The following is a 23922-nucleotide window of genomic DNA, read 5'->3' on the forward strand; positions in this document are numbered from 1 at the left end:
GTGATGGGGGTGTGTGCGGACCCGCGGTGCGCCGAGCAGGAGTGGTGATGGGTGTGTGGGGGGTGGGAGCGGCTGGGTGTGTGCGGCGGGACGGAGGGCGGGCGTGGGGGTGTGGCCGGAGTCGATAGGGCCGTCGCCCGGGATGGCTGACGTAGGGGCGGGAGTGGTGATGCGGCGGATGTTCGCCAGCGGGAGTGGCCGCGGGTTCGTGTGGGGCGGGCGTTGGTCGGCGGGAGTGGCCGTAGGGGCCGTGCCGGGCGTGCGGAGGTGGGCCGGAGTGGTGGTGGCCGCGAGTACGGGACGAGTGGCAGTGACGGCGAACGGGAGTGGCGATGGGTGACGTGTCGGTCGGGGTGGTCGCGCTGTGTGTCGGGGCCCTGGTCTGGTCGATGGGCGGGTGGCAATCCGGGGCGCGACGGGCGGAGTTGCTGTTCGCGGGTGGCGGGGCGGTGGGTGCGGGGCCGCCCTCGTGGGAGCGGGCCGTGGGTGAACTGCGGCGGATCCGGGGCCGGTTGAGGGCCGAGTGGTGGTCGCTGGGTGCCGGGCTGGTGCTGGCGGTCTTGGGGACCTCGGTCATTCCGGTCGTCGCGGGGGCGGTCGGGGTGCCGTTGCTGCGCCGGGTGCGGCTGGCCGGGGAGGCGCGGCGGGCACGGGAGTTGCGCGGGGACGCGGTGATCGCGCTGTGCTCGGCGCTCTCCGGGGAGGTGCGTGCCGGGCGGCAGCCGGGGGAGGCCTTGCTGCGGGCGGCGGGTGACTCCGGCGCGCTCGGTGAGGCGCAGGCCGGGGTGTTGGCGGCGGCGCGGTTCGGCGGGGATGTGCCGGGTGCGCTCATCTCGGCGGCACGACAGCCGGGCGCGGACGGCCTGTTGGGGCTCGCCGCGTGCTGGCGGGTCGCCGTGGACCAGGGCGCCGGGCTCGCGGCGGGACTGGACAGGCTCGAAGGGGCGTTGCGTGCCGACCGGGATCAACGGGCCGATCTTCGAGCTCAGTTGGCGGGGGCGCGGGCCACCGCGGTGATGCTCGCCGGGTTGCCGGTGCTCGGGTTGTTGCTGGGCGCGGCGATGGGCGCCGATCCGTTGCGGGTGCTGCTGCACAGCGGGGCGGGGCTGGGGTGCCTGGTGGTCGGGGGGTTGCTGGAGGGCTTGGGGTTGTGGTGGGCGCTGCGGATCGTGCGAGGGGTGGAGACGGCGTGAGCGGGGGAGTGGTGGTCGCCGGAGGCGGAGTCGGCGGAGTGGTGCGGGCGGCGCTGCGGGCTTGGTGGGGCGGGGCGACGCGAGGGCGCGATGGGCCAGCGGCTGGGCCGCCGGGTTGGTCGTGCCGGAAATCTCAGTGGCTCCGCTGAGCCGGGGTGGAACGAGGCCGCGGTGGGACGGCGGTCGGGATTCGGACTTGGAGGTGCCGGAGGCGAGAGCGCCGCCAGGGCGTGATTGGCAGGCCGTTGGGATTCGGGGTCGGCGGGATTGAGAGGGGCGGGTGCTTGGCGATGGCTCGGAGCGGAGTGGGTGTGGGTGTGGGAGTGGGAGTTGGCCGGGGTCAGAGAGAGGAGGCGGCGTGAGTGCGGAAGTTGTCCACAGGCTGGGGGTCGTCTTGGGGGCGGTGCTGGTCGTGGGGTGTTCGGTGCGGTGGCTGGACGAGATGCGGCGGGAACGGAGGGCTCGGCGACGGCTGGCCGGGTTGCTGCTTCGAGAGGTTCGGGAAGTCCGGGGGAGCCGGGAAGTGACGTCTGCCGGGCGGCGGTTCGAGGTTCGGGGCGTTGCGCGGCGGTGGGTGCCCGCAGTGGGGGTCGTGGGCGCCGGGTGGGTGGTGGTCGGTGGGGTCGCCGGGGTCGTGGTGGGGGCCGGCGTAGCGGTCGGGCTGTGGCAGTGGCGGCGTCGGCAGGTGGCCGACGCCACCGTCGCCGAGCGCGATGCCGCCACCGCCGCCCGCCAACTCCCCCTCGCCGCCGATCTGCTGGCCGCCTGCATCGCCGCGGGAGCCTCGCCGGTGATCGCCTCCCAGGCGGTCGGAGAAGCCCTGGAGGGGCCCGTGGGGGAGCGGCTGGCGCGTGCGGCGGCGGAGGTGCGGCTCGGTGGTGAACCGGCCGACGCCTGGCGGAGGTTGGCGGCGCTTCCGGGCGCCGGCCCGTTGGCCCGGCTGCTCGAACGGGCCGACGAGTCGGGGCTCCCCGCCGCCGGACCGGTCGCCCGGCTCGCGGCGGAGGCCCGCGCCGACTGGACCCGCACCACGACGGCACGGGCCCGGCGGGCCGCTGTCCTGGTCACCGCACCTGTGGGGCTGTGCTTTCTGCCCGCGTTCATCGCGGTCGGCGTGCTGCCCGTGGTGATCGGGCTCGCGGGCAGCGCGGGGGGAGTGGGAGGGGGTGGCGGCTGACGGGAGGGCGCGCGGTGACGGACGTAGGACCGATGATCAAGAACGGCTCATCGAGCCGGTGAACTGACAAGAAACTCACGGGGGTTGAGATGTACAAGGCAATGCAGGCGGTCAAGACGGCAGCTGTACGAGTGGTGCGCGCGGTGCGGATGAGGGGCATGGCTCGCGGGGACGCGGGGATGGCCACCGCCGAGTACGCGATGGGGCTGGTCGCGGCGGTGGCGTTCGCGGTGGTGCTCTACAAGGTGGTGACCAGCGGTGCGGTCAGCGAGGAGTTGCAGAGCATCGTGAAGCGGGCCCTCGATGCGCAGGTGTGAACGCCGGACCGGGGACGCGGGGTTCGTGACGGCGGAGGCGGCCGTGGTGCTGCCCGTGCTGGTGATGTTCGCGATGGCGCTGGTGTGGGGGCTGCTGGTGGTGGCCGCGCAGATCCAGTGTGTGGACGCGGCCCGTTCCGGCGCCCGGGCCGCGGCTCGGCAGGACCCGGCCGACGCGGTCGTCCGGGTGACCCGGGACACGGCACCGCGTGGCGCGAAAGTCACGGTGGGCAGAGAGGGCGACCAGGTCCATGTGGTCGTGGTCGCCAGGCCACCGGTGCTGAGCGGACTGCCCTTCGAGGTACGGGAGGAGGCCGTGGCGGTGGCGGAGGAGACGGTGGGCGAGGGGAGGGCGGGGCCGTGAGGTGTCGTGGCCGGGTCGCTGGGAGACGGCGTGTCCCGGGCGTGGGGCACTCGGACGACCGGGGGTCCGCCACCGTGTGGAGTCTCGCCGCGATCGCCGTGCTGTGTGTCGTGTTCGGGGTCGTGCTGGCCTTGGGGCAGGCCGTCGTGGCCCGGCACCGTGCGGCCGGCGGTGCGGATCTCGCGGCGCTCGCGGCGGCCGACCACTGGGCGGAGGGCGGTACGGGGGCCTGCGCCCGGGCGGAGCGGGTGGCGCGGGCGCAGAGGACGCGGCTTGTGCGGTGCGCGATCGTGGGGGAGACGTCGGACGTGACGGCGTCGGCGGGCGGGGGGCCGTTCGCGGCGGAGGTCAGGGCACGGGCGGGTCCTGCGGGGCCCGTACCACCGGGCGTGCCTGCCGCGCCCTCCGCGGCACCGGTGCCGGCTCCTCCGTCGGGCCCTGCGGCACCGGCCCCATGAGCCGCAGGCAGCCGCCCGTTAGGTCCCGTTCACCTTCTCTCCCGGTGCCGCTCGCGCATCCTCCGGTGCCTCTCGCAAGAGTTCCGTCAGCAACCGCACAGCCCCCCGCTTGTGCAACGGATCGTTGCCGTTGCCGCACTTGGGGGACTGGATGCAGGACGGGCAGCCGGCGTCGCACTCGCAGGAGGCGATGGCCTGGAGGGTGGCGGTGAGCCAGGCGCGGGCCGTGTGGAAGGCACGCTCGGCGAAGCCCGCGCCGCCCGGGTAGCCGTCGTAGACGAAGACCGTGGGGAGCAGGGTGTCGGGGTGGAGGGGGATCGAGACGCCGCCGATGTCCCAGCGGTCGCAGGTGGCGAAGAGGGGGAGCATGCCGATCGAGGCGTGTTCGGCGGCGTGCAGGGCGCCGCCGAGGATCTCGGGGTTGATGCGGGCGGCGTCGAGTTGGTCCTCGGTGACCGTCCACCACACGGCGCGGGTGCGGAGCGTACGGGGAGGGAGGTCGAGTTTCGACTCGCCGAGGACCTCGCCGGTGATGACGCGTCTGCGGAGGAAGGAGACGACCTGGTTGGTGACTTCGACGGAGCCGTAGCACAACCGGCCCTGGCCCCAGGGGAGTTCGATGTCCGTCTCCAGGACGGAGATCGCGGTCGTGTCTCGGGCGACCGTCGAGTACGGGGGATTGGCCTCCTCGACCAGGGCCACCGAGTCCTCGAGGTCCAGGGAGCGCACCAGGTACGTGCGGCCCTGGTGGAGGTGGACCGCGCCCTCGTGGACGGTCGTGTGGGAGGCGGCCTCGTCGACCGTGCCCAGCAGGCGGCCGGTGCCGTTCTCGACGATCTGGACCGGGTTTCCGCCCCCGCCGCGGATGTCGGCGAGGTCGGCGGCCCGTTCGCGGCGCGTCCAGTGCCAGGCCTTCGCCCGGCGGCGGAGCAGTTTCGCGGCCTCCAGCTGCGGCAGCAGGTCCGCGGTGGCCGGCCCGAAGAGGTCCAAGTCGTCGTCGGTGAGCGGGAGTTCGGCCGCTGCCGCGCAGAGGTGCGGGGCCAGGACGTAGGGGTTGTCCGGGTCCAGGACCGTGGATTCCACCGGCTGGTCGAACAGGGCCTCCGGGTGGTGGACGAGGAACGTGTCCAGGGGGTCGTCGCGGGCGACGAGGACGGCCAGGGCGCCCCGGCCGGAGCGTCCGGCGCGGCCCGCCTGTTGCCACAGGGAGGCGCGGGTGCCGGGGTAGCCGGCGATCAGTACGGCGTCCAACCCCGAGACGTCGATGCCGAGTTCGAGGGCGGTCGTGGCGGCGAGGCCGAGCAACTCGCCGGAGTGGAGGGCGCGTTCGAGGGCGCGGCGCTCCTCGGGGAGGTAGCCGCCGCGGTAGGCGGCGACCCGCCGGGCCAGCGAGCGGTCGACCTCGGCGAGGCGTTCCTGGGCGATCAGCGCGATCAGCTCGGCGCCGCGCCGGGACCGTACGAAGGCCACCGTGCGGACGCCCTGGACGGCGAGGTCGGTCAGCAGGTCGGCGGTCTCGGCGGTGGCCGTACGGCGGACCGGGGCGCCCTTCTCGCCGTGCAGTTCGGTGAGCGGGGGTTCCCAGAGGGCGAACACCAGTTCACCGCGCGGTGAGGCGTCGTCGGCGACCTCGACCACGGGGAGGCCGGTGAGGCGGCGGGCGGCGACCGAGGGCTCGGCGGCGGTCGCGGAGGCGAGCAGGAAGACCGGGGAGGAGCCGTAGCGGGCGCAGAGGCGGCGCAGTCGGCGCAGCACTTGGGCGACGTGGGAGCCGAAGACGCCGCGGTAGGTGTGGCACTCGTCGATGACCACGTACTTCAGGGACTTCAGGAAAGAGGACCAGCGCGGGTGCGAGGGCAATATGCCCCGGTGGAGCATGTCGGGGTTGGTCAGGACGTAGTTGGCGTACTGACGTACCCACTCGCGCTCCTCGAACGGAGTGTCGCCGTCGTACACGGCCGGGCGAACGGCATTGCCCAGCGGTTGTGAAAGTTCCTTCACAGAGCGGAGCTGGTCGGCTGCCAGGGCTTTTGTGGGCGCCAGGTAGAGGGCGGTGGTGCCGCGGCCGTTCGGTGCCTCGGAGCCGTCGAGGAGCGCCGAGAGGACCGGTACCAGATACGCGAGCGACTTGCCCGAGGCGGTGCCTGTGGCAACGATCACTGACTCGCCGTCGAGGGCGTGCTCGGCCGCCTGTGCCTGGTGGGCCCAGGGGTGTTCGATACCGGCTTCCTGGACGGTGGCGATCACCTCGGCGCGAATCCGGTCAGGCCAGACGGCATGGCGGCCCGCACGTGGGGGCAAGTGCTCCGTATGAGTGATGCGCGAAGCCCGGCTCGGTCCCGACGCCAGCCGGTCCAGAACCGTGCTCGGCGAGAGGCCGGACACGGGGTCCGCCGAGGGTCGATCGGTTCGCTGATTCTTGGCCATCGGCACCGAGTGTGTCACTGGCGTGACGGACAATGGAGCCAAGGCGTCGTGCACGCCCTGCGGTAAGTGATTGAATGCCATCGCGGCTGGCGAACCGTCCTGGGGGCTCTGCCGAGGTGTCCCATGGGATGACCGCTCGATAGCAAGGTGCTGGAGGATCCGTGGACCTGTCCCTGTCGACCCGTACCGTCGGCGATCGTACGGTCGTCGAGGTCGGTGGAGAAATCGACGTATATACCGCGCCCAAGTTGCGCGAACAGCTGGTCGAGCTGGTGAACGACGGGAGTTTTCACCTCGTCGTCGACATGGAGGGCGTCGACTTTCTCGACTCCACCGGGCTCGGTGTGCTGGTCGGCGGCCTGAAGCGGGTGCGTGCCCACGAGGGCTCGCTGCGCCTGGTCTGCAACCAGGAGCGCATTCTGAAGATCTTCCGTATCACCGGCCTCACCAAGGTGTTCCCGATTCACACCTCGGTCGAGGAAGCGGTGGCGGCCACCGACTGACCGACCGTTCAGGGAGCGGTCACCCGACCGCTCCTCGATCGGCCGTATAGACGACCGGTGGACCGGGCTTTCGGCGGCCCGGCCCTCCGACAGCACGCCCGTAGTCCCGAGGGGGATGCATGGCCACCGTTGAACTCCGCTTCAGCGCGCTGCCCGAGCACGTCAGGACCGCCCGTCTGGTGGCGGCAGCGGTGGCGCGCAGGGCCGGAGTGGACGAGGCCGTACTCGACGAGGTCAGACTCGCCGTCGGCGAGGCCTGCACCCGCGCGGTCGGGCTGCACCAGAGCAGCGGGATCACCGCCCCGGTGAAGGTGCTGCTGATCGAGGAGGAGAAGCAGTTCTCCATCGAGGTCGGCGACGAGGCACCACGCTCGGCTCCCGGCGACAAGGCGCCCGGGTCCCTGGGTGACGATCCGGACGCGGAGACCGAGGAGGACGAGATGGGTCTCGCTGTCATCAGCGGGCTCGTCGACGACGTCGAGGTCACCGCGGGGGAGCACGGCGGATCGATCCGCATGACCTGGCCGACCACCCCGCCGGCCACGACGCTTTCCTGAGAACCGCCGCACATCACAGCCGAAGGGCCCTGCTGAGCAGGGCCCTTCGGCATTTCCGGGAGAGTACCGCGAGCGTGCGTTCTCCGCGCGGTGGAATTCGTGAATCAATTCACGATCATTACCGGATCAATGCCGGATCGACCCGCAGATCGGCGCCCCGATAATTTGATCAAGCGTCAATGCTTTTAAGGCATTACTATGCGAAGGCCAATTCCGTTTGCCGCGCACTGTTTTGATCAGGTTCCGGTACCTACAATCCGTCCACATCTTGAGCTCAGCACAGGCGTCAAGGAGGACGAATGGCGGGGCTTTCTACCCCTCAGCAGTTTGACCACCCCACAACCTTCGCAGCCGCAGTCCTGACCGACGACAACCGCATCCTCGTGATGGTGATCGGCCTCGTGGCGCTGGCAGCGCTCGTGGTCGCGGGCATCCTGGTCCGCGAGGTACTGGCGGCCGGCGAGGGCACCGACAGCATGAAGAAGATCGCGGCAGCGGTCCAGGAGGGCGCCAACGCCTATCTGGGACGGCAGTTGCGCACGGTCGGCGTATTCGCCGTGATCGTTTTCTTCCTGCTTCTGCTGCTGCCCGCGGACGACTGGAATCAGCGCGCCGGACGATCGATCTTCTTCCTGGTCGGCGCGGTGTTCTCGGCGACCACCGGCTATATCGGCATGTGGCTCGCCGTACGCAGTAATGTCCGTGTCGCCGCGGCGGCCCGGGAAGCGACCCCGGCGGAGGGTGAGCCCGAAAAGGATCTCACCGCCGTCTCGCACAAAGCAATGAAGATCGCTTTCCGCACGGGCGGCGTCGTCGGCATGTTCACGGTGGGGCTCGGTCTGCTCGGCGCCTCCTGCGTGGTGCTGGTGTACGCGGCCGACGCGCCGAAGGTGCTGGAGGGATTCGGCCTCGGCGCCGCCCTCATCGCCATGTTCATGAGGGTCGGCGGCGGCATCTTCACCAAGGCCGCAGACGTCGGCGCCGACCTGGTCGGCAAGGTCGAGAAGGGCATCCCGGAGGACGATCCGCGCAATGCCGCGACCATCGCCGACAACGTGGGCGACAACGTCGGCGACTGCGCGGGCATGGCGGCCGACCTCTTCGAGTCGTACGCCGTGACGCTGGTCGCCGCCCTGATCCTCGGCAAGGCGGCGTTCGGCGACTCCGGTCTCGCCTTCCCGCTGCTCGTGCCGGCGATCGGTGTGATCACCGCCATGATCGGCATCTTCGCGGTGGCGCCGCGCCGGACCGACCGCAGCGGCATGTCCGCGATCAACCGGGGTTTCTTCATCTCCGCGGTGATCTCGCTCGTGCTGGTGGCGGTCGCGGTCTTCGTCTACCTGCCGTCGTCGTACGCCGACCTCGACGGCGTCACCGACGCGGCGATCAAGGCCAAGGACGGCGATCCGCGGATCCTCGCGCTCGTCGCCGTGGCCATCGGCATCGTGCTCGCCGCCCTGATCCAGCAGCTGACCGGCTACTTCACGGAGACGAACCGCCGTCCCGTGATGGACATCGGCAAGACCTCGCTCACCGGTCCGGCCACCGTCATCCTCGCGGGCATCTCCCTCGGCCTCGAATCGGCCGTCTACACCGCCCTGTTGATCGGCCTCGCCGTCTACGGGGCGTTCCTGCTCGGCGGCGCGTCGATCATGCTGGCGCTGTTCGCGGTGGCGCTGGCCGGCACCGGACTGCTCACCACGGTCGGCGTGATCGTCGCCATGGACACCTTCGGGCCGGTCTCCGACAACGCGCAGGGCATCGCCGAGATGTCCGGCGACGTCGAGGGCGCGGGCGCGCAGGTGCTCACCAACCTGGACGCGGTCGGCAACACCACCAAGGCCATCACGAAGGGCATCGCCATCGCCACCGCCGTCCTGGCCGCGTCGGCGCTCTTCGGGTCGTACCGGGACGCCATCCTCACCGCCGCCAACGACGTCGGCGAGAAGGTCTCGGGACCGGGTGCGCCGCTCAACCTGATGATGGACATCTCCCAGCCCAACAACCTGGTGGGGCTCATCGTCGGCGCCGCGGTCGTCTTCCTCTTCTCGGGCCTGGCGATCAACGCCGTCTCGCGGTCCGCGGGGGCCGTGGTCTACGAGGTGCGGCGGCAGTTCCGCGAGCACCCCGGGATCATGGACTACACAGAGACACCGGAGTACGGCCGCGTCGTCGACATCTGCACCAAGGACGCGCTGCGCGAACTGGCCACGCCGGGGCTGCTCGCCGTGCTCACCCCGATCGCGGTCGGGTTCACGCTCGGCGTCGGCGCGCTCGGCTCGTTCCTCGCGGGCGCGATCGGCACCGGCACGCTGATGGCGGTCTTCCTCGCGAACTCGGGCGGCGCCTGGGACAACGCGAAGAAACTCGTCGAGGACGGCCACCACGGCGGCAAGGGCAGCGAGGCCCATGCCGCGACGGTGATCGGCGACACGGTCGGCGACCCGTTCAAGGACACCGCCGGACCGGCCATCAACCCCCTGCTGAAGGTGATGAACCTCGTCGCGCTGCTCATCGCGCCCGCGGTCATCAAGTTCAGCTACGGCGACGACAAGAACACCGGGGCGCGGATCACGATCGCGGTGCTCGCGTTCCTCGTGATCGCCGTCTCGGTGTACATCTCCAAGCGGCGCGGGATCGCCGTGGGGGAGGAGGACGACGCCGAACAGGCGGCCAAGTCGGCGGACGCCGCGGTGGTTTCGTAGGCGGTCGTCCGGAGGCGGATCCGGAGGCGGGTCCAACGGGCGGGCGGGTGGCGCGAGTTGTGGGCGCCGCCCGCCCGTTCTGCGCGTGTTCAGGCCCTCGCCGTGAGCCTTCTCTCGCTTGGTGCAGATAGCCCCAAATAGTCTTCTATCGGACCTTGGGCCCCGGGGTGCGGTCCGTCCGGCGTGTATGTTCCGGGGCCGAGAGCCATGGAAGGGACCAACCCGGTGAACAAGAAGCTCGCGGCCGCACTGTCCGGCGGTGCGGTACTGGTACTGGCGCTGTCGGGATGCGGCGGCAGCGGCGACGACAGCGACGCCAAACTGGACGCCTGGGCCAAGCAGGTGTGCCTCGCGGTGCAGCCGCAGGCGAAGAAGATCCAGGCCGCCAACGCGGCGATCCAGAAGGAGACCTCGGACAACAGCACCCCGCAGGACGTCCAGAAGACCGACTCGCAGGCCTTCCAGGACATGTCCGACGCCTACAAGGCGATCGGGGCGGCCGTGAACTCCGCCGGGGCACCGGACGTCGAGAGCGGCGCGAAGAAGCAGCAGGACGCGGTCACGGAGCTCAACGGCATCGCCACGTCGTACGCCGCCCTGAAGAAGCAGGTGGACGTGCTCGACACCAAGGACCAGGCGAAGTTCGCGGACGGCCTCAAGGGCATCGCGAGCTCGCTGGACAAGCTCAGCACGAGCGGGAACGACGCCCTGAAGACCCTCGAAGAGGGCGACGTCGGCAAGGCGATGACCAAGCAGGAGGCCTGCAAGACGGCGTCCCCGGTGGCCTCGTCGTCGGCGGCCTGAGCTCCTTCCGGCCTCTTCTGTAGGCAGCGATCTTTCAGTTGCCGAAAGATGCCCCGGTACGCGTGCGTGCCGGGGCCTTCGCTTGTGCGCGGGCCGGGTCGATCCGTGGCACGCATGTTGTCGGTGGGAGCGGCCACAATGGGGGTGTGAGTAACTCCAGTCTGCCCACGCTGCCCGCATCCGACCGCCCGGAGGTCGCTGCCCGGCTCCGGGACGCCCTGCTCGGCGCCGCCTTCACCGCCGACGGACTGCTCGACCTGCTCGGTGCCCCCGCGTACGCGGCGCTGGCCCGCAGCGAGACCGTGCCGGCCCTCCGGGCGACGAGAGGCGACACCCCACTGGAGACGCTCGTCCGGCTGTTCCTGCTCCAGCAGCCCGTGCCGCACGCACGCGTGGCGGACGTGCTGCCCGTCGCCGCGTGCCTGGAGAGCGGCTGGCTGGTGTCCGTGGGCGCCGACGAGGTCGCCGCGACCGTGGACGTACGGCCGTACGGCGGGCCCGGGGGCGAGGACTGGTTCATCGTGTCCGACCTGGGGTGTGCCGTCGGCGGGGCCGGCGGGATCGGCAGCCGGGAGGAAGGCGTCGTCCTCGGGGTGGGCGGCGCGTCCACCACCCTCGCGGGCATCACCGTACGGACGCCGGTCTCCGCAGCGCTCGACCTCGGCACCGGCTCCGGCATCCAGGCGCTGCACGCGGCCCGGCACGCCACGCGCGTGACCGCCACCGACCTCAACCCGCGCGCCCTGCACATCACCGCGCTCACCCTCGCGCTGTCCGGCGCACCGGCCGCGGACCTCCGGGAGGGCTCGCTGTTCGAGCCGGTCCGGGACGACGAGACGTACGAACTCATCGTGTCGAACCCGCCGTTCGTGATCTCCCCGGGTGCCCGGCTGACCTACCGGGACGGCGGGATGGGCGGGGACGATCTGTGCCGGTCACTCGTTCAGGAAGCGGGGGACCGGCTGCGCGAGGGCGGATTCGCGCAGTTCCTCGCCAACTGGCAGCACGTCGAGGGGGAGGACTGGCAGGACCGGCTCAGGTCGTGGGTGCCGCGCGGGTGCGACGCCTGGGTCGTGCAGCGCGAGGTCCAGGACATCACGCAGTACGCCGAGTTGTGGCTCAGGGACGCGGGCGACCACCAGGGCGACACGGCCGCGTACGAGGCGCTCTACGACGCGTGGCTCGACGAGTTCGAGGCGCGCAAGGTCAGGGCGGTGGGCTTCGGCTGGATCACGCTGCGCAGGACGGGTTCCGACGCGCCCTCGATCACCGTCGAGGAGTGGCCGCACTCGATCGAGCAGCCGCTCGGCGACACCGTGCGCACGCACTTCGACCGCGTCGACTATCTGCGCGCCCACGACGACGCGGCCCTGCTCGCCGCCCACTTCAAACTGGCCGACGAGGTCATCCAGGAACAGGTCGGACTGCCCGGCGCCGAGGACCCCGAGCACGTCGTGCTGCGCCAGCACCGCGGCATGCGCCGGGCGACCAAGGTCGACACGGTCGGCGCGGGCTTCGTCGGCGTCTGCGACGGCACGCTGAGCGCGGGCCGCATCCTCGACGCCATTGCCCAACTCGTCGGCGAGGACCCGGTTTTGCTGCGTGACCGGACGCCGGCGCAGATTCGGTTGCTGGTGGAGCAGGGGTTTTTGGAGCCGGTGGGGTGAGTGGCTTCGGGGGGCGATCGGGGTCTGGTGAGTGGCTTCGGGGGTGACCGGCGCTGGGGTGAGTGACTCCGGGGTGGCCGGCGCCGGGGGTGAGTGACTCCGGGGTGGCCGGCGCTGGCGTAGGTGATGCTGCGGTGGTGATCGCGCCGGTGGGGGAGTGCTGGTGGGCGGCGATCGTCCCTCCTGGTGGTGCTGTGGTGGGTGGTGATCGCGTCTCCGGGCGGGTGTTGTGGTGGGCGGCGATCGTCATTTCCGGCGGTGAGGTGGTGCGTGGCGATCGCATTTCCGGGGGGTGGTGTGGCGAGCGGGGCCGTACCTCCGGGCGGGTGGGTGTGGTGGGCGGCGGTCATACCTCCGGGTGGCTGACGCTTACTCAGCTGTCGGACGGCCTACCGACGGACGTCGTGAACCTGGCCGTACCGCTCACCCCGCCACCCGCTCGCCGACCGCGCCCCGGTGTCCCCGCACGAACTCGTCGACTCGGGCCGGGGCGTCGCCCTGATTCCCCGACCGCCTGTACGCCGGACGGCTTCTGAGTCCGGGCCGCTCCCGTGGCCGACCGCTCCCGCGCCGGACCGCTCCCGTGGCCGACCGCTCCCGCAGCCGACCGCGCCCGCCCCGGACCGCTCCCGCAGCCGACTTCTCCCACGGTCGACTTCTCCTACGGCCGACCGCGCACGACGGGTCCGCCTCTCGTGGATCGGCCGAGCCCGCCGTCTACGCCACCCCGTAGATCCCCGCCACAAGCCCGCCCACCCCTGTCACGCCTGAGGCCCCTCCGTACCGCTGGGCCGCATGGGGCAGGGCCCCGCTGGATTGGTGGGATTGGTGCGGAAAAGGGCTCTTGTCAGTGGCGGGTGCGAGGCTACCTTCGGAGACAGGTTCCGCGCGTTCTCGGGGGAGGCGCGCCGTCTCGGGGGAGGCGTGATGGCTGGGGATACGCCGGAACAGGGCGAGGGCAGGGTGGTCAACGGCCGCTACCGGCTGCTGCGCATGCTCGGCGCGGGCGGCATGGGTCGCGTATGGCTCGCGTACGACGAGGAGTTGGCCTGCGAGGTCGCCGTCAAGGAGATCTCGCTGCCGGACGTGCCGGCCGACGTCGGCGAGCCCGCGCAGCGCATCGCGCGGGCCCGCAGCGAGGCACGGCACGCGGCCCGGCTGCGCGGGCATCCACATGTGGCGACCGTGCACGACGTGGTGATCCACGAGGGCCTGCCCTGGATCGTCATGGAGTACGTCCCGGACGGCGTCGACCTCCAGGCGGTGCTGCGGCGTTCGGGCCCGCTGCCGCCCGCCCGGGTGGCCCGTATCGGCCTCGCGGTCCTCGACGCGCTCACCGCAGGACACCGCATCGGCATCCTGCACCGGGATGTGAAACCGGCCAACATCCTTCTGGCGCCCAACGCTTCGGGCGATCCGTACGCGCGCGTGCTGCTCACCGACTACGGCATCGCCCTCCAGCCGGAGTCGCGCGAACCCCGCCTCACCGCCACCGCCGGCATCCTCGGCACCCCCGGCTATCTCGCCCCGGAGCGCGCCCGCGGTGAGCCGCCGACCCCGGCCGCCGATCTGTTCTCCCTCGGCGCCACGCTGTACGCCGCCGTCGAGGGCCGTGGCCCCTTCGACCGGCATGGCGACTACGCGACCCTGACCGCCCTGCTCGGCGAGGAGCCGACGCCCGCCGTCCGCGCGGGTGAACTGGCGCCCGTACTCCAGGGGTTGCTGGTCAAGGACCCGATCCTGCGGTCGGCACCGGAGACCGCGGCACAGGGGCTGGAGCGGGTGGCGCGGTCGGCCGGTGCGGTGCCGGGAGGCCCGTCGACACCGGAGGGCTACGGCCGGGTGGCGGACGGGTTCGGCCCGCCGCCGGGCGGCTTCGGCTCGGCACAGGGCGGTCAGTTCAGCGCTGATCAGTCGCCGGGGGCTGTCGCAGGCGGTGCGCCCGGCCAGGTCGGGGGTGGTCAGCGGGGCTACGTCGGAAGTGGTCCGCCGGGCGAGCCGGGTCCTGCCGAGAGCGGGCCCCGGGGGCAATTCCCTGGCGGACGGCCCGGATACGGCGTGGGCGGGCCCTACGTGGGCGGCCCGTACGCCCCGCAGACCCCGGCCGGTCCCGGGGACGCCGACCAGGGCCCGGCGCCGTACGGCGACCGGCCCGCGGCCCTCCTCGGGGGCTCCACGCCCGCAGGCCGGCCCGCCCCGGGGACACCGGAAACCCCGGGCGCCCCGCAGACCCCCAACACACCGCACACACCGAACACCCCGTACGGCGCCCCGTCGCCGTACGCCCCCCAGGGGCAGGCCGGTTCGGGCGGGGACGGTGGGGCGTACGGCCAGTGGAATCCGTACGCGAACAGCCCCACGATGTCCTACCAGGGCGCCCATCAGAGCAGCGCGCCTCCGCCGCCGTACGCGGGCGGTCAGGGGCCGACGTATCCCGGGGGCCCGGGGTTCGTCGGCGGCGGGCCACCCGGTGGGGGCCGGCGGCGGAAGCCGGTCGGGGCGGTTGTCGCCCTGGTGGTGGCCGTCGCGCTGGTCATCGCCGGTGGGGTGTGGGCGGCGACCTCGCTGACCGGTGACAAGGACAGCGCGGCGACGAAGAAGGCGAGCCCGTCCGTGTCGTCCTCGCCGACGGGCTCCGAGTACCCGTACGGCCAGGACGTCGGGCTCAAGAAGGCGTTGCAGACCGGGGATTGCGTGCACGCGGTGTGGACCGGGACGGCGTTCGCCTCGCGGCCCAACCTTGGGGTCGTGAGCTGTGCGCACGACGACCCGGACGGTCAGGTGATGGCGGTCGACACGGCGAGCGACTTCGCCGACGCGCGTGACCACGGGGCCGAGCGGTGTGTGGGCAAGGCGAAGGCTGCGGCCGACTCCCTGGCCGACGCTGACGTGTACGCGCTGACGCCGACGGAGGCGGGCTTCGGTACGGCGGGCGGCGGCACGGCGTGTCTCGTCCTCGGCCGGCATGTGCCGATAGGCGGCGAGATAGGGCGCTTCCGGAGCACCGAGTCGAACGTGTGGACCACCGAGATGAGCATCGGCGACTGCTGGCTGTACGTCGACCACAAGACGTACTTCACCGCGACCCTGACGGAGTGTGCCGACGAGCACACCGACCAGGTGATCGGTTTTGTGAAGGCCCCGGAGACGATGGCCTTCTCGGAGGCCCTGCTTCAGGGGAACAAGCTCTGCGGCAACAAGTTCGAGTCGACTTGGGCACCCGGATCCGACCGTTCCGTCTTCGGGTATCTGTCCGACGAGAGCAACTGGAAGGCCGGTTTCAACTCGGTCGTGTGCACGGTGGGACAGGTCGATCGCTCCCGGACGACCGGGGCGATATCGTCCTCCGGCGCGGTCGCCTGAGGACCGGCCGCCGCGAATTCACCGGGGGTTGGCCTGCCCGTCGCCCGCGGGTGCCAGCCTCCCGGACCGGGACATCGGGTCGGGAGAGGACACACATGGAGAGCGGGCCGGCGATCTTCGCGGGGTTGGTGTTCGCCCTGTTCGGAGGAGCGCTGCTGCTGTGGACCGCGGTCAGGGTGCGACACCGCGAACCTGTCGCGGAAGGTGTGAACCCGGTCGCATCGGCGACCCTCGCGAGCCTCGTCGGGGTCGCCGCCCTGCTGCTCGGAACCTGGTGCTTCCTGCACGTCTGAGCGCCGCACCCGACCTGGGACGCAGGTAACCGGGGGATCACCCTCCGGATGGCTCCGAAAAGGCCGGTGGGGACTCCGGGCGGCAGGAATGGCGGTAGTCGGGTTACCGTTCGAGTGGCCGTTGCGGGCTTTTCCCGTTTGACACGGGGGCGGGATGTACCGTCACACTCCGCAGCGTCACCATGACCCGACCCCGGGACCGAACAACCCAGGGGAGGCCCCCAGCGTCGACCGGAGAGAAGAGCGAAGTTGTCCCCGACCAGCGAGACCGCACACGGCGGCCGCCGACTCGTCATCGTCGAGTCCCCTGCCAAGGCGAAGACGATCAAGGGCTACCTCGGCCCCGGATATGTCGTCGAGGCGAGCGTCGGGCACATCCGCGACCTTCCCAACGGCGCCGCCGAGGTGCCCGAGAAGTACACCGGCGAGGTCCGTCGCCTCGGTGTGGATGTCGACCACGACTTCGAGCCGATCTATGTGGTCAACGCCGACAAGCGGGCCCAGGTCAAGAAGCTCAAGGACCTGCTCAAGGACTCCGACGAACTCTTCCTCGCCACCGATGAGGACCGCGAGGGCGAGGCCATCGCGTGGCACCTCCTGGAGGTGCTGAAGCCCAAGGTCCCGGTCAAGCGCATGGTGTTCCACGAGATCACCAAGGACGCGATCCGCGCCGCCGTGGCCAACCCGCGCGACCTCAACCAGCCGCTGGTCGACGCCCAGGAGACCCGCCGCATCCTCGACCGCCTCTACGGCTACGAGGTCTCGCCGGTCCTGTGGAAGAAGGTCATGCCGCGCCTGTCGGCCGGCCGTGTCCAGTCCGTCGCCACCCGGCTCGTGGTGGAGCGGGAGCGCGAGCGCATCGCGTTCCGTTCCGCCGAGTACTGGGACCTGACGGGCACCTTCGGGACCGGACGTACCGGCGACGCGAGTGACCCGTCCACCCTTGTCGCCCGTCTCCAGGCCGTCGACGGCAAGCGCGTCGCCCAGGGGCGCGATTTCGACTCCCTGGGCCAGATCAAGGGCGCGAACACCCTCCACCTGGACGAGGCCGACGCCCGCGCGCTGGCCGCCGCCCTGGAGGACACACGGTTCGCCGTCCGGTCCGTCGAGTCGAAGCCGTATCGACGCTCGCCGTACGCCCCGTTCCGTACGACGACGCTCCAGCAGGAGGCCAGCCGCAAGCTCGGCTTCGGCGCCAAGGCCACGATGCAGGTCGCGCAGAAGCTGTACGAGAACGGCTACATCACCTACATGCGTACGGACTCCACGACCCTGAGCGAGACGGCGATCACCGCCGCCCGCGCCCAGGTGACGCAGCTGTACGGCGCCGACTACCTGCCGGCCCAGCCGCGCGTGTACGCCGGGAAGGTCAAGAACGCGCAGGAGGCGCACGAGGCGATCCGCCCCTCGGGTGATCGTTTCCGCACGCCCGCCGAGACCGGCCTGACCGGCGACCAGTTCCGGCTCTACGAGCTGATCTGGAAGCGGACCGTCGCCTCCCAGATGAAGGACGCGGTCGGCAACTCCGTCACCGTGAAGATCGCGGGCACCTCGTCCGACGGCCGGGACGTCGAGTTCAGCGCCTCCGGCAAGACGATCACCTTCCACGGCTTCCTGAAGGCCTACGTAGAGGGTGCCGACGACCCGAACGCCGAGCTGGACGACCGTGAGCGCCGGCTGCCGCAGGTGGCCGAGGGCGACGCGCTCAGCGCCGAGGAGATCACGGTCGACGGGCACGCCACCAAGCCCCCGGCCCGCTACACCGAGGCCAGCCTCGTCAAGGAGCTCGAAGAGCGCGAGATCGGCCGCCCGTCGACGTACGCGTCGATCATCGGCACGATCCTCGACCGCGGCTACGTCTTCAAGAAGGGCACGGCCCTGGTGCCGTCCTTCTTGTCCTTCGCCGTGGTCAACCTCCTGGAGAAGCACTTCGGGCGGCTCGTCGACTACAGCTTCACCGCCAAGATGGAGGACGACCTCGACCGCATCGCCAGCGGTGAGGCGCAGGCCGTGCCGTGGCTGCGGCGCTTCTACTTCGGCGAGGGCGAGGCGACGGGCGCCGCCGAGGCCGGCAACGGCGACGGCGACCACCTGGGCGGCCTCAAGGAGCTCGTCACCGACCTGGGCGCGATCGACGCCCGCGAGGTGTCGTCCTTCCCGGTCGGCAACGACATCATGCTGCGCGTGGGCCGCTACGGCCCCTACGTCGAGCGCGGCGAGAAGGACTCCGAGAACCACCAGCGCGCCGACGTGCCCGAGGACCTGGCGCCGGACGAGCTGAGCGTCGAGCACGCCGAGGAACTGCTCGCCAAGCCGAGCGGCGACTTCGAGCTGGGCGCCGACCCCGAGTCGGGCCACCAGATCATCGCCCGCGACGGCCGCTACGGGCCGTACGTCACCGAGGTGCTCCCGGAGGGCACCCCGAAGACCGGCAAGAACGCCGTGAAGCCGCGTACGGCCTCGCTGTTCAAGTCGATGACCCCCGACACGGTGACGCTGGCCGAAGCCCTCAAGCTGATGTCGCTCCCGCGCGTCGTCGGCAAGGACGCCGAGGGCGTGGAGATCACCGCGCAGAACGGGCGCTACGGGCCGTACCTGAAGAAGGGCACGGACTCCCGCTCGCTGACGGCCGAGGACCAGCTCTTCACGATCACCCTCGATGAGGCGCTGGAGATCTACTCCCAGCCCAAGCAGCGCGGCCGGGCCGCCGCCAAGCCGCCGCTGAAGGAACTGGGCACCGACCCGGTCAGCGAGAAGCCCGTCGTCGTCAAGGACGGCCGCTTCGGGGCGTACGTCACCGACGGCGAGACCAACGCGACCCTGCGCTCCGACGACAGCGTCGAGGAGATCACCCCGGAGCGCGGCTACGAGCTGCTCGCCGAGAAGCGGGCCAAGTCGCCCGCCAAGAAGACGGCGAAGAAGGCCCCGGCGAAGAAGACGGCGGCCAAGAAGGCGCCCGCCAAGAAGACGACGACGGCCAAGAAGGCCGTCGCCAAGAAGACCACCACGGCCGCCAAGACGGCGACGGCCAAGAAGACGGCCACCTCCAAGGTGACGTCCGAGGACTAGGTCCGGGCGGTCCGCTGCCCGAGGACCGGTCCGAGGGTTGGGGAGCGCACGCTTCCTCCACCACAAGGTCGCGAAACGAACGCCCCGGCATCACTTTGGTGTCGGGGCGTGCGCAGGTCCGGGCGGGCGCGGCTTGTTGTCGGTGGCTGCCGATAGGCTGAAAGCATGACGCCAGCCGAGCAGCCAACGGCCCACCAGTCGGCCCCCGACGACGCCCTTGTCGCGGACTCCCGCGAGCGTGCCGTCCGCGCCCTGCTGCGCCAGCCGCAGCTCAAGCGGTTGTGGAGCGCGCAGTTCGTGACGGGGGTCGGCGACACCCTCGCCCTGCTGGTCCTGGTCGTGCTCGCCTTCCAGGCGGCGATCGCCCAGGGCTCCTTCGGCGGTGGCTATCGGGGCGTGGCGTTGGCGGTGGCGACCGTCTTCGGGGTGCGCGTCCTGGCGACGCTGCTCTTCGGGGCGGTGCTGCTCGGCCCGCTCAGTTCGCTGATCTCCAAGGAGGGGCCCCTCGACCGGCGCTGGACCATGGTCGGCGCGGACAGTCTGCGGGCCGCGCTGCTGATCGTCGCCCCGCTGTGGATCGACTGGACTCCGGACAACGCACTGGCCGTGCTCCTGGTGACCGCCTTCGTGACCGGGGTCGCCGAGCGCTTCTGGACGGTGTGCCGCGAGAGCGCCGGTCCCGCCCTGCTGCCCGCCCCGCCGCTCGAGGGCGCCACGGTCCGGCCGCTGCCCGACCACCTGGACGCCCTGCGCCGGCTGTCGCTGCGCACGAGCTTCGTGGCGATCCCTGTAGCGGCCGCCGCCCTCGTCGTGGCGGCCCTGCTCAACAACCTGCTGGGCACGGGCGTCGCCTGGTTCGACCAGCACCAGGCCGCGCTCGGTTCGTACGTCGCGGCCGGACTGTTCGCCGCGTCCCTCTCCGTGCTGACCGCCCTGGAAGTGCCCGGAACGCGCACCCCGCGCGCGCGGTCGCCGCTCGAAGGGCTGCGCCGCCCCAGGACGGGTACCGGCGTCGACAAGGGCCGTACGGGCGCGATCGCGTTGCTCGTGGTCGCCTGCGCGGCCGTCGCCGGGGCGATCTCCGCCGCCGTCGCCGTGTCCGTGCTCCAGGCCACCGATCTGCGCGGCGGTCCGGTGACCTTCGGCCTGCTCGTCCTCGGACTGACCGGCGGGGTCGTCGTCGGCATCCGTACGGCACCCGCCCTGCTGCCCACGCTGTCCCGGCGCCGGCTGCTGACGCTGGCGATCGCCTTCACCGGCATCGCGCTGCTCGCCGCGGGCCTGGTCCCGGACGTCACCACCGTGCTGCTGATCGTCGCCCTGGCCGGCATCGGCGCGGGCGTGGCCGCCAACACCGGGCACACCCTGCTCGACCAGGAGGCCGAGGACTACCGCAGGGCACGCACGACCGAGCACCTGCACGCGGTCGTACGGGTCTCCGTGGCGCTCGGCGCGCTGATCGCCCCCCTGGTGGCGGCGCTGATCGGCCCGCACCGCCTGGAGAACGGCAAGTTCGTGTTCGCGCACGGCGGTGCCGCGTTCACGCTGATGCTGGTCGGCGCGCTGCTGCTGCCGGTCGCCGCGCTGGTGCTGGCCAAGGTCGACGACCGCTCCGGAGTGCCGCTGCGGCACGACCTGCGGGACGCGCTGCTCGGCGGCGACGACCCCGACACGGTGCCCGCGGCCACCGGCTTCTTCATCGCCCTGGAGGGCGGCGACGGCGCCGGGAAGTCCACCCAGGCCGAGGCCCTCGCCGAGTGGATAAGGGGCAAGGGACACGAGGTCGTGCTGACCCGCGAGCCCGGCGCGACACCGGTCGGCAAGCGGCTGCGGTCGATCCTGCTCGACGTGTCGTCGGCGGGACTGTCCCACCGCGCGGAGGCCCTGCTGTACGCGGCCGACCGCGCGGAGCACGTCGACACCGTCGTACGTCCCGCCCTGGAGCGCGGCGCGATCGTCGTCTCCGACCGCTACATCGACTCGTCCGTCGCCTACCAGGGCGCGGGCCGCGACCTGTCCCCGACCGAGATCGCCCGGATCAACCGGTGGGCGACCGACGGACTCGTCCCGCACATGACCGTCCTGCTGGACGTCGACCCGGAGACCGCCCGCGAGCGGTTCACGGAGGCGCCGGACCGACTGGAGTCGGAGCCCGCCGAGTTCCACGCGCGCGTACGGTCCGGATTCCTGGCCCTGGCCGCCGCCGACCCGAGCCGCTACCTGGTGGTGGACGCGGGCCAGGAGCCCGAGGCCGTCACCACGGTGATCAGGCACCGCCTCGACACGGTCCTGCCGCTCTCCGAGGCCGAGATCAAGGCCCAGGAGGAGGCGCGCAAGGCCGCCGAGGAGGAGGCCCGCCGCAAGGCCGAGGAAGAGGCCGCGCGCAAGGCCGAGGAGGAGCGCCTGGAGCGCGAGCGCCAGGAGCAGCTCGCCAAGCTGCGCGCCGAGGAGGAGGAGCGCAAGCGGCGCGAGCTGGAGGAGGCCCAGCGCCGCGAGGCCGAGCGCCAGGCCGAAGAAGCCCGCCAGCGCGCCGAGGACGCACGCAGGCGTGCCGAGGAGGAGAAGGCCCGCCTTCTCGCCGAGGAAGAGGCCCGCGCCGCCGAGGAGACCCGCCGGAGGGCCGAGGCCGACCGCTTGCGCAAGCAGGCCGAGGACGAGGCCCGGCTGCGCGCCGAGGCGGAGGAGCGCCGCCTGGAGAAGCAGCGCAAGGCCGAGGCGGCCCTGCTCGCGGCCGAGGAGGCCCGCCGCCTTGCTGCGGAGGCTGCGGCCGCGGCGGAACTGGCCGCCCGACAGCCGACGGCTCCTGTGGTTCCGGCCGCTCCGAAGGCCAGGCCCGAGGCGTTGACTGTGGAGACGCCGCTGGTGAAGCCTGCGGGTGCGGGTGCGGGTGCGGGTGCGGGTGCGGGTGCGCGGTCGGTGGAGGACACGGCTGTGCTGCGGCCGGTGAGGTCTAGTGCCAGGGACGAGACGGCCGTGCTGCGGTCGGTGTCCGTGGATTCAGAGGACTCCGAGGACTCCGAGGACTCCGAGGCGCGCGACTCCGAGACGACGGCCGAGCTGCCGCAACCGCCCGCTCCTGCGGGGGCCGCGGACGAGACGGCCGTACTGCCGCCCGTGCCGTCCGGTGCTGCCGACGAGACGGCCGTGCTGCCGCCGGTCGGTGCCGCGGACGAGACCGCTGTGCTGCCGCCGGTGCGGGGGCAGGGGCCGTCGGACCGGGTGCCCGCGGGCTTCTTCCGGGACGAGCGTCCGGCCGGCCGGTCCGACGGGGGCGAGGACCGCACCCGCGAACTCCCCCAGGTCGACGAGCAGGGCACACCCCGGCGCCGGCCGCGCCCCGACTGGGCCGAGGAGACTCCGCTGGACGACCTGCCCTCGCTCGCCGACGAACTGCTCGGCCCGCGCGAGGACGGCGACTTCGACCGCGACGACGACACCGGGCGCGGGCCCGGGCGGGGACGCGGTCGGGGCCGTAGGAGCTGACGGGCTGACGGGCTGACGACAGCGGGGGCCGGTGATTCGCTCTCCGTGCCCCCGGGTCGGCCTCCGCGCCCCGCCCCGACCCCCGTTGTCAGTGGTGGCCCGCACAATGGATCGCGTAACCCGATGTGTGACGAAAGGGCCGGTGACCCATGACGGTGTGGGACGACCTGGTGGGCCAGGAGAAGGTGAGCGAGCAGCTCGACGCCGCTGCTCGGGACGCCGACGCCTTCGTCACCGCGGCGACTACCGGTACGGCACCGCCGGAGGCGTCGAAGATGACGCACGCCTGGCTGTTCACGGGGCCGCCCGGAGCGGGACGCAACCAGGCGGCGCGGGCCTTCGCCGCCGCGCTGCAGTGCGTGAGCCCCGACCGCGCGCTCGGCGGCAGCCCCGGCTGCGGCTTCTGCGACGGCTGTCATACGGCGCTGATCGGCACCCACGCGGACGTCAGCACCGTCGCCGCGGTGGGCACGCAGATCCTCGCCGACGACATGCGGGACACGGTCCGCAAGTCCTTCACCTCGCCGGCGACCGGCCGTTGGCAGATCATCCTCGTCGAGGACGCCGAGCGGCTGAACGAGAAGTCGGCCAACGCGGTCCTCAAGGCCGTCGAGGAACCCGCCCCCCGCACGGTCTGGCTCCTCTGCGCGCCCTCGATCGAGGACGTCCTCCCCACGATCCGCTCCCGCTGCCGTCACCTGAACCTGAGCACCCCCTCGGTCGACGCCGTCGCCGACCTGCTCGTACGGCGGGAGGGCGTCGAGCCGGCCGTGGCGGCGGCCGCCGCGCGTGCCACGCAGGGCCATGTCGACCGGGCCCGCCGACTGGCGACCGACCCGGCCGCGCGGGAGCGCCGGGCCGCCGTACTGAAGCTGCCGTTGCGCGTCGAGGACGTCGGCGGCTGTCTCAAGGCCGCCCAGGAGCTGGTGGACGCCGCTGCCGACGACGCGAAGCACCTGGCCGAGGAGGTGGACGACAAGGAGACCGAGGAGATGAAGGCGGCGATGGGCGGCGGCCAGGGCAGCCGGATGCCCCGGGGCACGGCCGGGGTGATGAAGGACCTGGAGGACAAGCAGAAGCGCCGGAGAACGCGTACGCAGCGCGACAGCCTCGACCTCGCGCTGACCGACCTCACCGCGTTCTACCGCGATGTCCTCGCCCTCCAGCTCGGTTCCCGGGTGGCGATCGCCAACGCGGACGCCGAGGACGCGCTGGAGCGGCTCGCGCGCGCCGGTTCCCCGGAGTCCACGCTGCGCCGTATCGAGGCGATCGGTGCGTGCAGGGTGGCGCTCGACCGGAATGTGGCGCCGTTGCTGGCGGTGGAGGCGATGACCTTGGCGCTCAGAGCGGGGTGAGTGGGCCGGGATGCGCTGCGGTGCGGTGCGGTGCGGTGCGCTGTGGTGGGTGGCCCCGGTGGGCTGATTCGGCGGGCGTGAGATTGACGGCGTAACTCGTCCGGGGCGGATCGTGCACGCAGGGCATTCAAGTGATCGCGCAGCGTTACGCTCGTTCGATGCAGATCAGGCGCCCTCTTCGCCGGCC

At 72.0% G+C, this 23922-nt stretch carries 16 protein-coding genes; 15 read left to right on the forward strand and 1 reads right to left on the reverse strand.

The window, feature by feature from the left end; all coding sequences use genetic code 11:
- Positions 1-332 precede the first annotated feature (332 nt).
- The 5 genes from ACIRRY_RS39910 to ACIRRY_RS39930 all read left to right on the forward strand — a co-directional run bounded on the left by ACIRRY_RS39910 (position 333) and on the right by ACIRRY_RS39930 (position 3509).
- On the forward strand, positions 333-1193 hold the full coding sequence (locus ACIRRY_RS39910) for a type II secretion system F family protein (RefSeq protein WP_403983163.1): 861 nt from the start codon (positions 333-335) through the stop codon (positions 1191-1193).
- Between the two features lie 358 nt (positions 1194-1551).
- Entirely contained in the window at positions 1552-2370 is an 819-nt protein-coding gene (locus ACIRRY_RS39915) for a type II secretion system F family protein (protein ID WP_403983166.1), read from the forward strand.
- A gap of 89 nt (positions 2371-2459) precedes the next feature.
- Positions 2460-2687: a DUF4244 domain-containing protein gene (locus tag ACIRRY_RS39920; RefSeq protein WP_403983169.1), complete on the forward strand. Its 228-nt coding sequence runs from the start codon at positions 2460-2462 to the stop codon at positions 2685-2687.
- Positions 2674-3051 (forward strand): TadE family type IV pilus minor pilin, encoded by a 378-nt coding sequence (locus ACIRRY_RS39925; RefSeq protein ID WP_403983172.1) that lies wholly within the window; start codon positions 2674-2676, stop codon positions 3049-3051. The genes ACIRRY_RS39920 and ACIRRY_RS39925 overlap by 14 nt, the downstream gene beginning before the upstream one ends.
- On the forward strand, positions 3048-3509 hold the full coding sequence (locus ACIRRY_RS39930) for an Rv3654c family TadE-like protein (protein WP_403983175.1): 462 nt from the start codon (positions 3048-3050) through the stop codon (positions 3507-3509). Before ACIRRY_RS39925 ends, ACIRRY_RS39930 begins: the two co-directional genes overlap by 4 nt.
- An 18-nt stretch (positions 3510-3527) precedes the next feature.
- Here ACIRRY_RS39930 and ACIRRY_RS39935 read toward each other — a convergent pair whose 3' ends face one another.
- Positions 3528-6017, reverse strand: a complete 2490-nt coding sequence (locus ACIRRY_RS39935; RefSeq protein ID WP_403983177.1) for a DEAD/DEAH box helicase — start codon at positions 6015-6017, stop codon at positions 3528-3530.
- An 80-nt stretch (positions 6018-6097) separates the two neighbouring features.
- Here ACIRRY_RS39935 and bldG point away from each other — a divergent pair, with 80 nt between their 5' ends.
- The 10 genes from bldG to ACIRRY_RS39985 all read left to right on the forward strand — a co-directional run bounded on the left by bldG (position 6098) and on the right by ACIRRY_RS39985 (position 23735).
- Positions 6098-6439, forward strand: coding sequence for an anti-sigma factor antagonist BldG (gene bldG, locus ACIRRY_RS39940; protein WP_003975386.1), 342 nt, complete (start codon positions 6098-6100; stop codon positions 6437-6439).
- Positions 6440-6558: 119 nt separating this feature from the next.
- Positions 6559-6996, forward strand: a complete 438-nt coding sequence (locus tag ACIRRY_RS39945; protein WP_033286332.1) for an ATP-binding protein — start codon at positions 6559-6561, stop codon at positions 6994-6996.
- 299 nt (positions 6997-7295) lie between these two features.
- The gene (locus ACIRRY_RS39950) at positions 7296-9701 is read left to right on the forward strand and encodes a sodium-translocating pyrophosphatase (RefSeq protein ID WP_403983179.1); all 2406 of its coding nucleotides are present in this window, start codon (positions 7296-7298) and stop codon (positions 9699-9701) included.
- 207 nt (positions 9702-9908) lie between these two features.
- Positions 9909-10505, forward strand: coding sequence for a small secreted protein (locus tag ACIRRY_RS39955; protein WP_403983181.1), 597 nt, complete (start codon positions 9909-9911; stop codon positions 10503-10505).
- A gap of 146 nt (positions 10506-10651) precedes the next feature.
- A complete protein-coding gene (locus ACIRRY_RS39960) occupies positions 10652-12172 on the forward strand; it encodes a methyltransferase (RefSeq protein ID WP_403983184.1) in 1521 nt (506 codons plus the stop codon).
- 927 nt (positions 12173-13099) lie between these two features.
- A complete protein-coding gene (locus tag ACIRRY_RS39965) occupies positions 13100-15535 on the forward strand; it encodes a protein kinase (RefSeq protein ID WP_403983186.1) in 2436 nt (811 codons plus the stop codon).
- Between the two features lie 95 nt (positions 15536-15630).
- Entirely contained in the window at positions 15631-15828 is a 198-nt protein-coding gene (locus tag ACIRRY_RS39970) for a hypothetical protein (RefSeq protein WP_403983188.1), read from the forward strand.
- A gap of 249 nt (positions 15829-16077) precedes the next feature.
- On the forward strand, positions 16078-18897 hold the full coding sequence (topA, locus tag ACIRRY_RS39975; RefSeq protein WP_403983190.1) for a type I DNA topoisomerase: 2820 nt from the start codon (positions 16078-16080) through the stop codon (positions 18895-18897).
- Between the two features lie 165 nt (positions 18898-19062).
- Positions 19063-22380, forward strand: a complete 3318-nt coding sequence (tmk, locus tag ACIRRY_RS39980; protein WP_403983192.1) for a dTMP kinase — start codon at positions 19063-19065, stop codon at positions 22378-22380.
- A gap of 149 nt (positions 22381-22529) precedes the next feature.
- Positions 22530-23735: a DNA polymerase III subunit delta' gene (locus ACIRRY_RS39985; RefSeq protein ID WP_403983193.1), complete on the forward strand. Its 1206-nt coding sequence runs from the start codon at positions 22530-22532 to the stop codon at positions 23733-23735.
- Positions 23736-23922 lie beyond the last annotated feature (187 nt).

Origin of the sequence: Streptomyces sp. NPDC101776, from assembly GCF_044766845.1 — a bacterium.
Classification (GTDB): domain Bacteria; phylum Actinomycetota; class Actinomycetes; order Streptomycetales; family Streptomycetaceae; genus Streptomyces.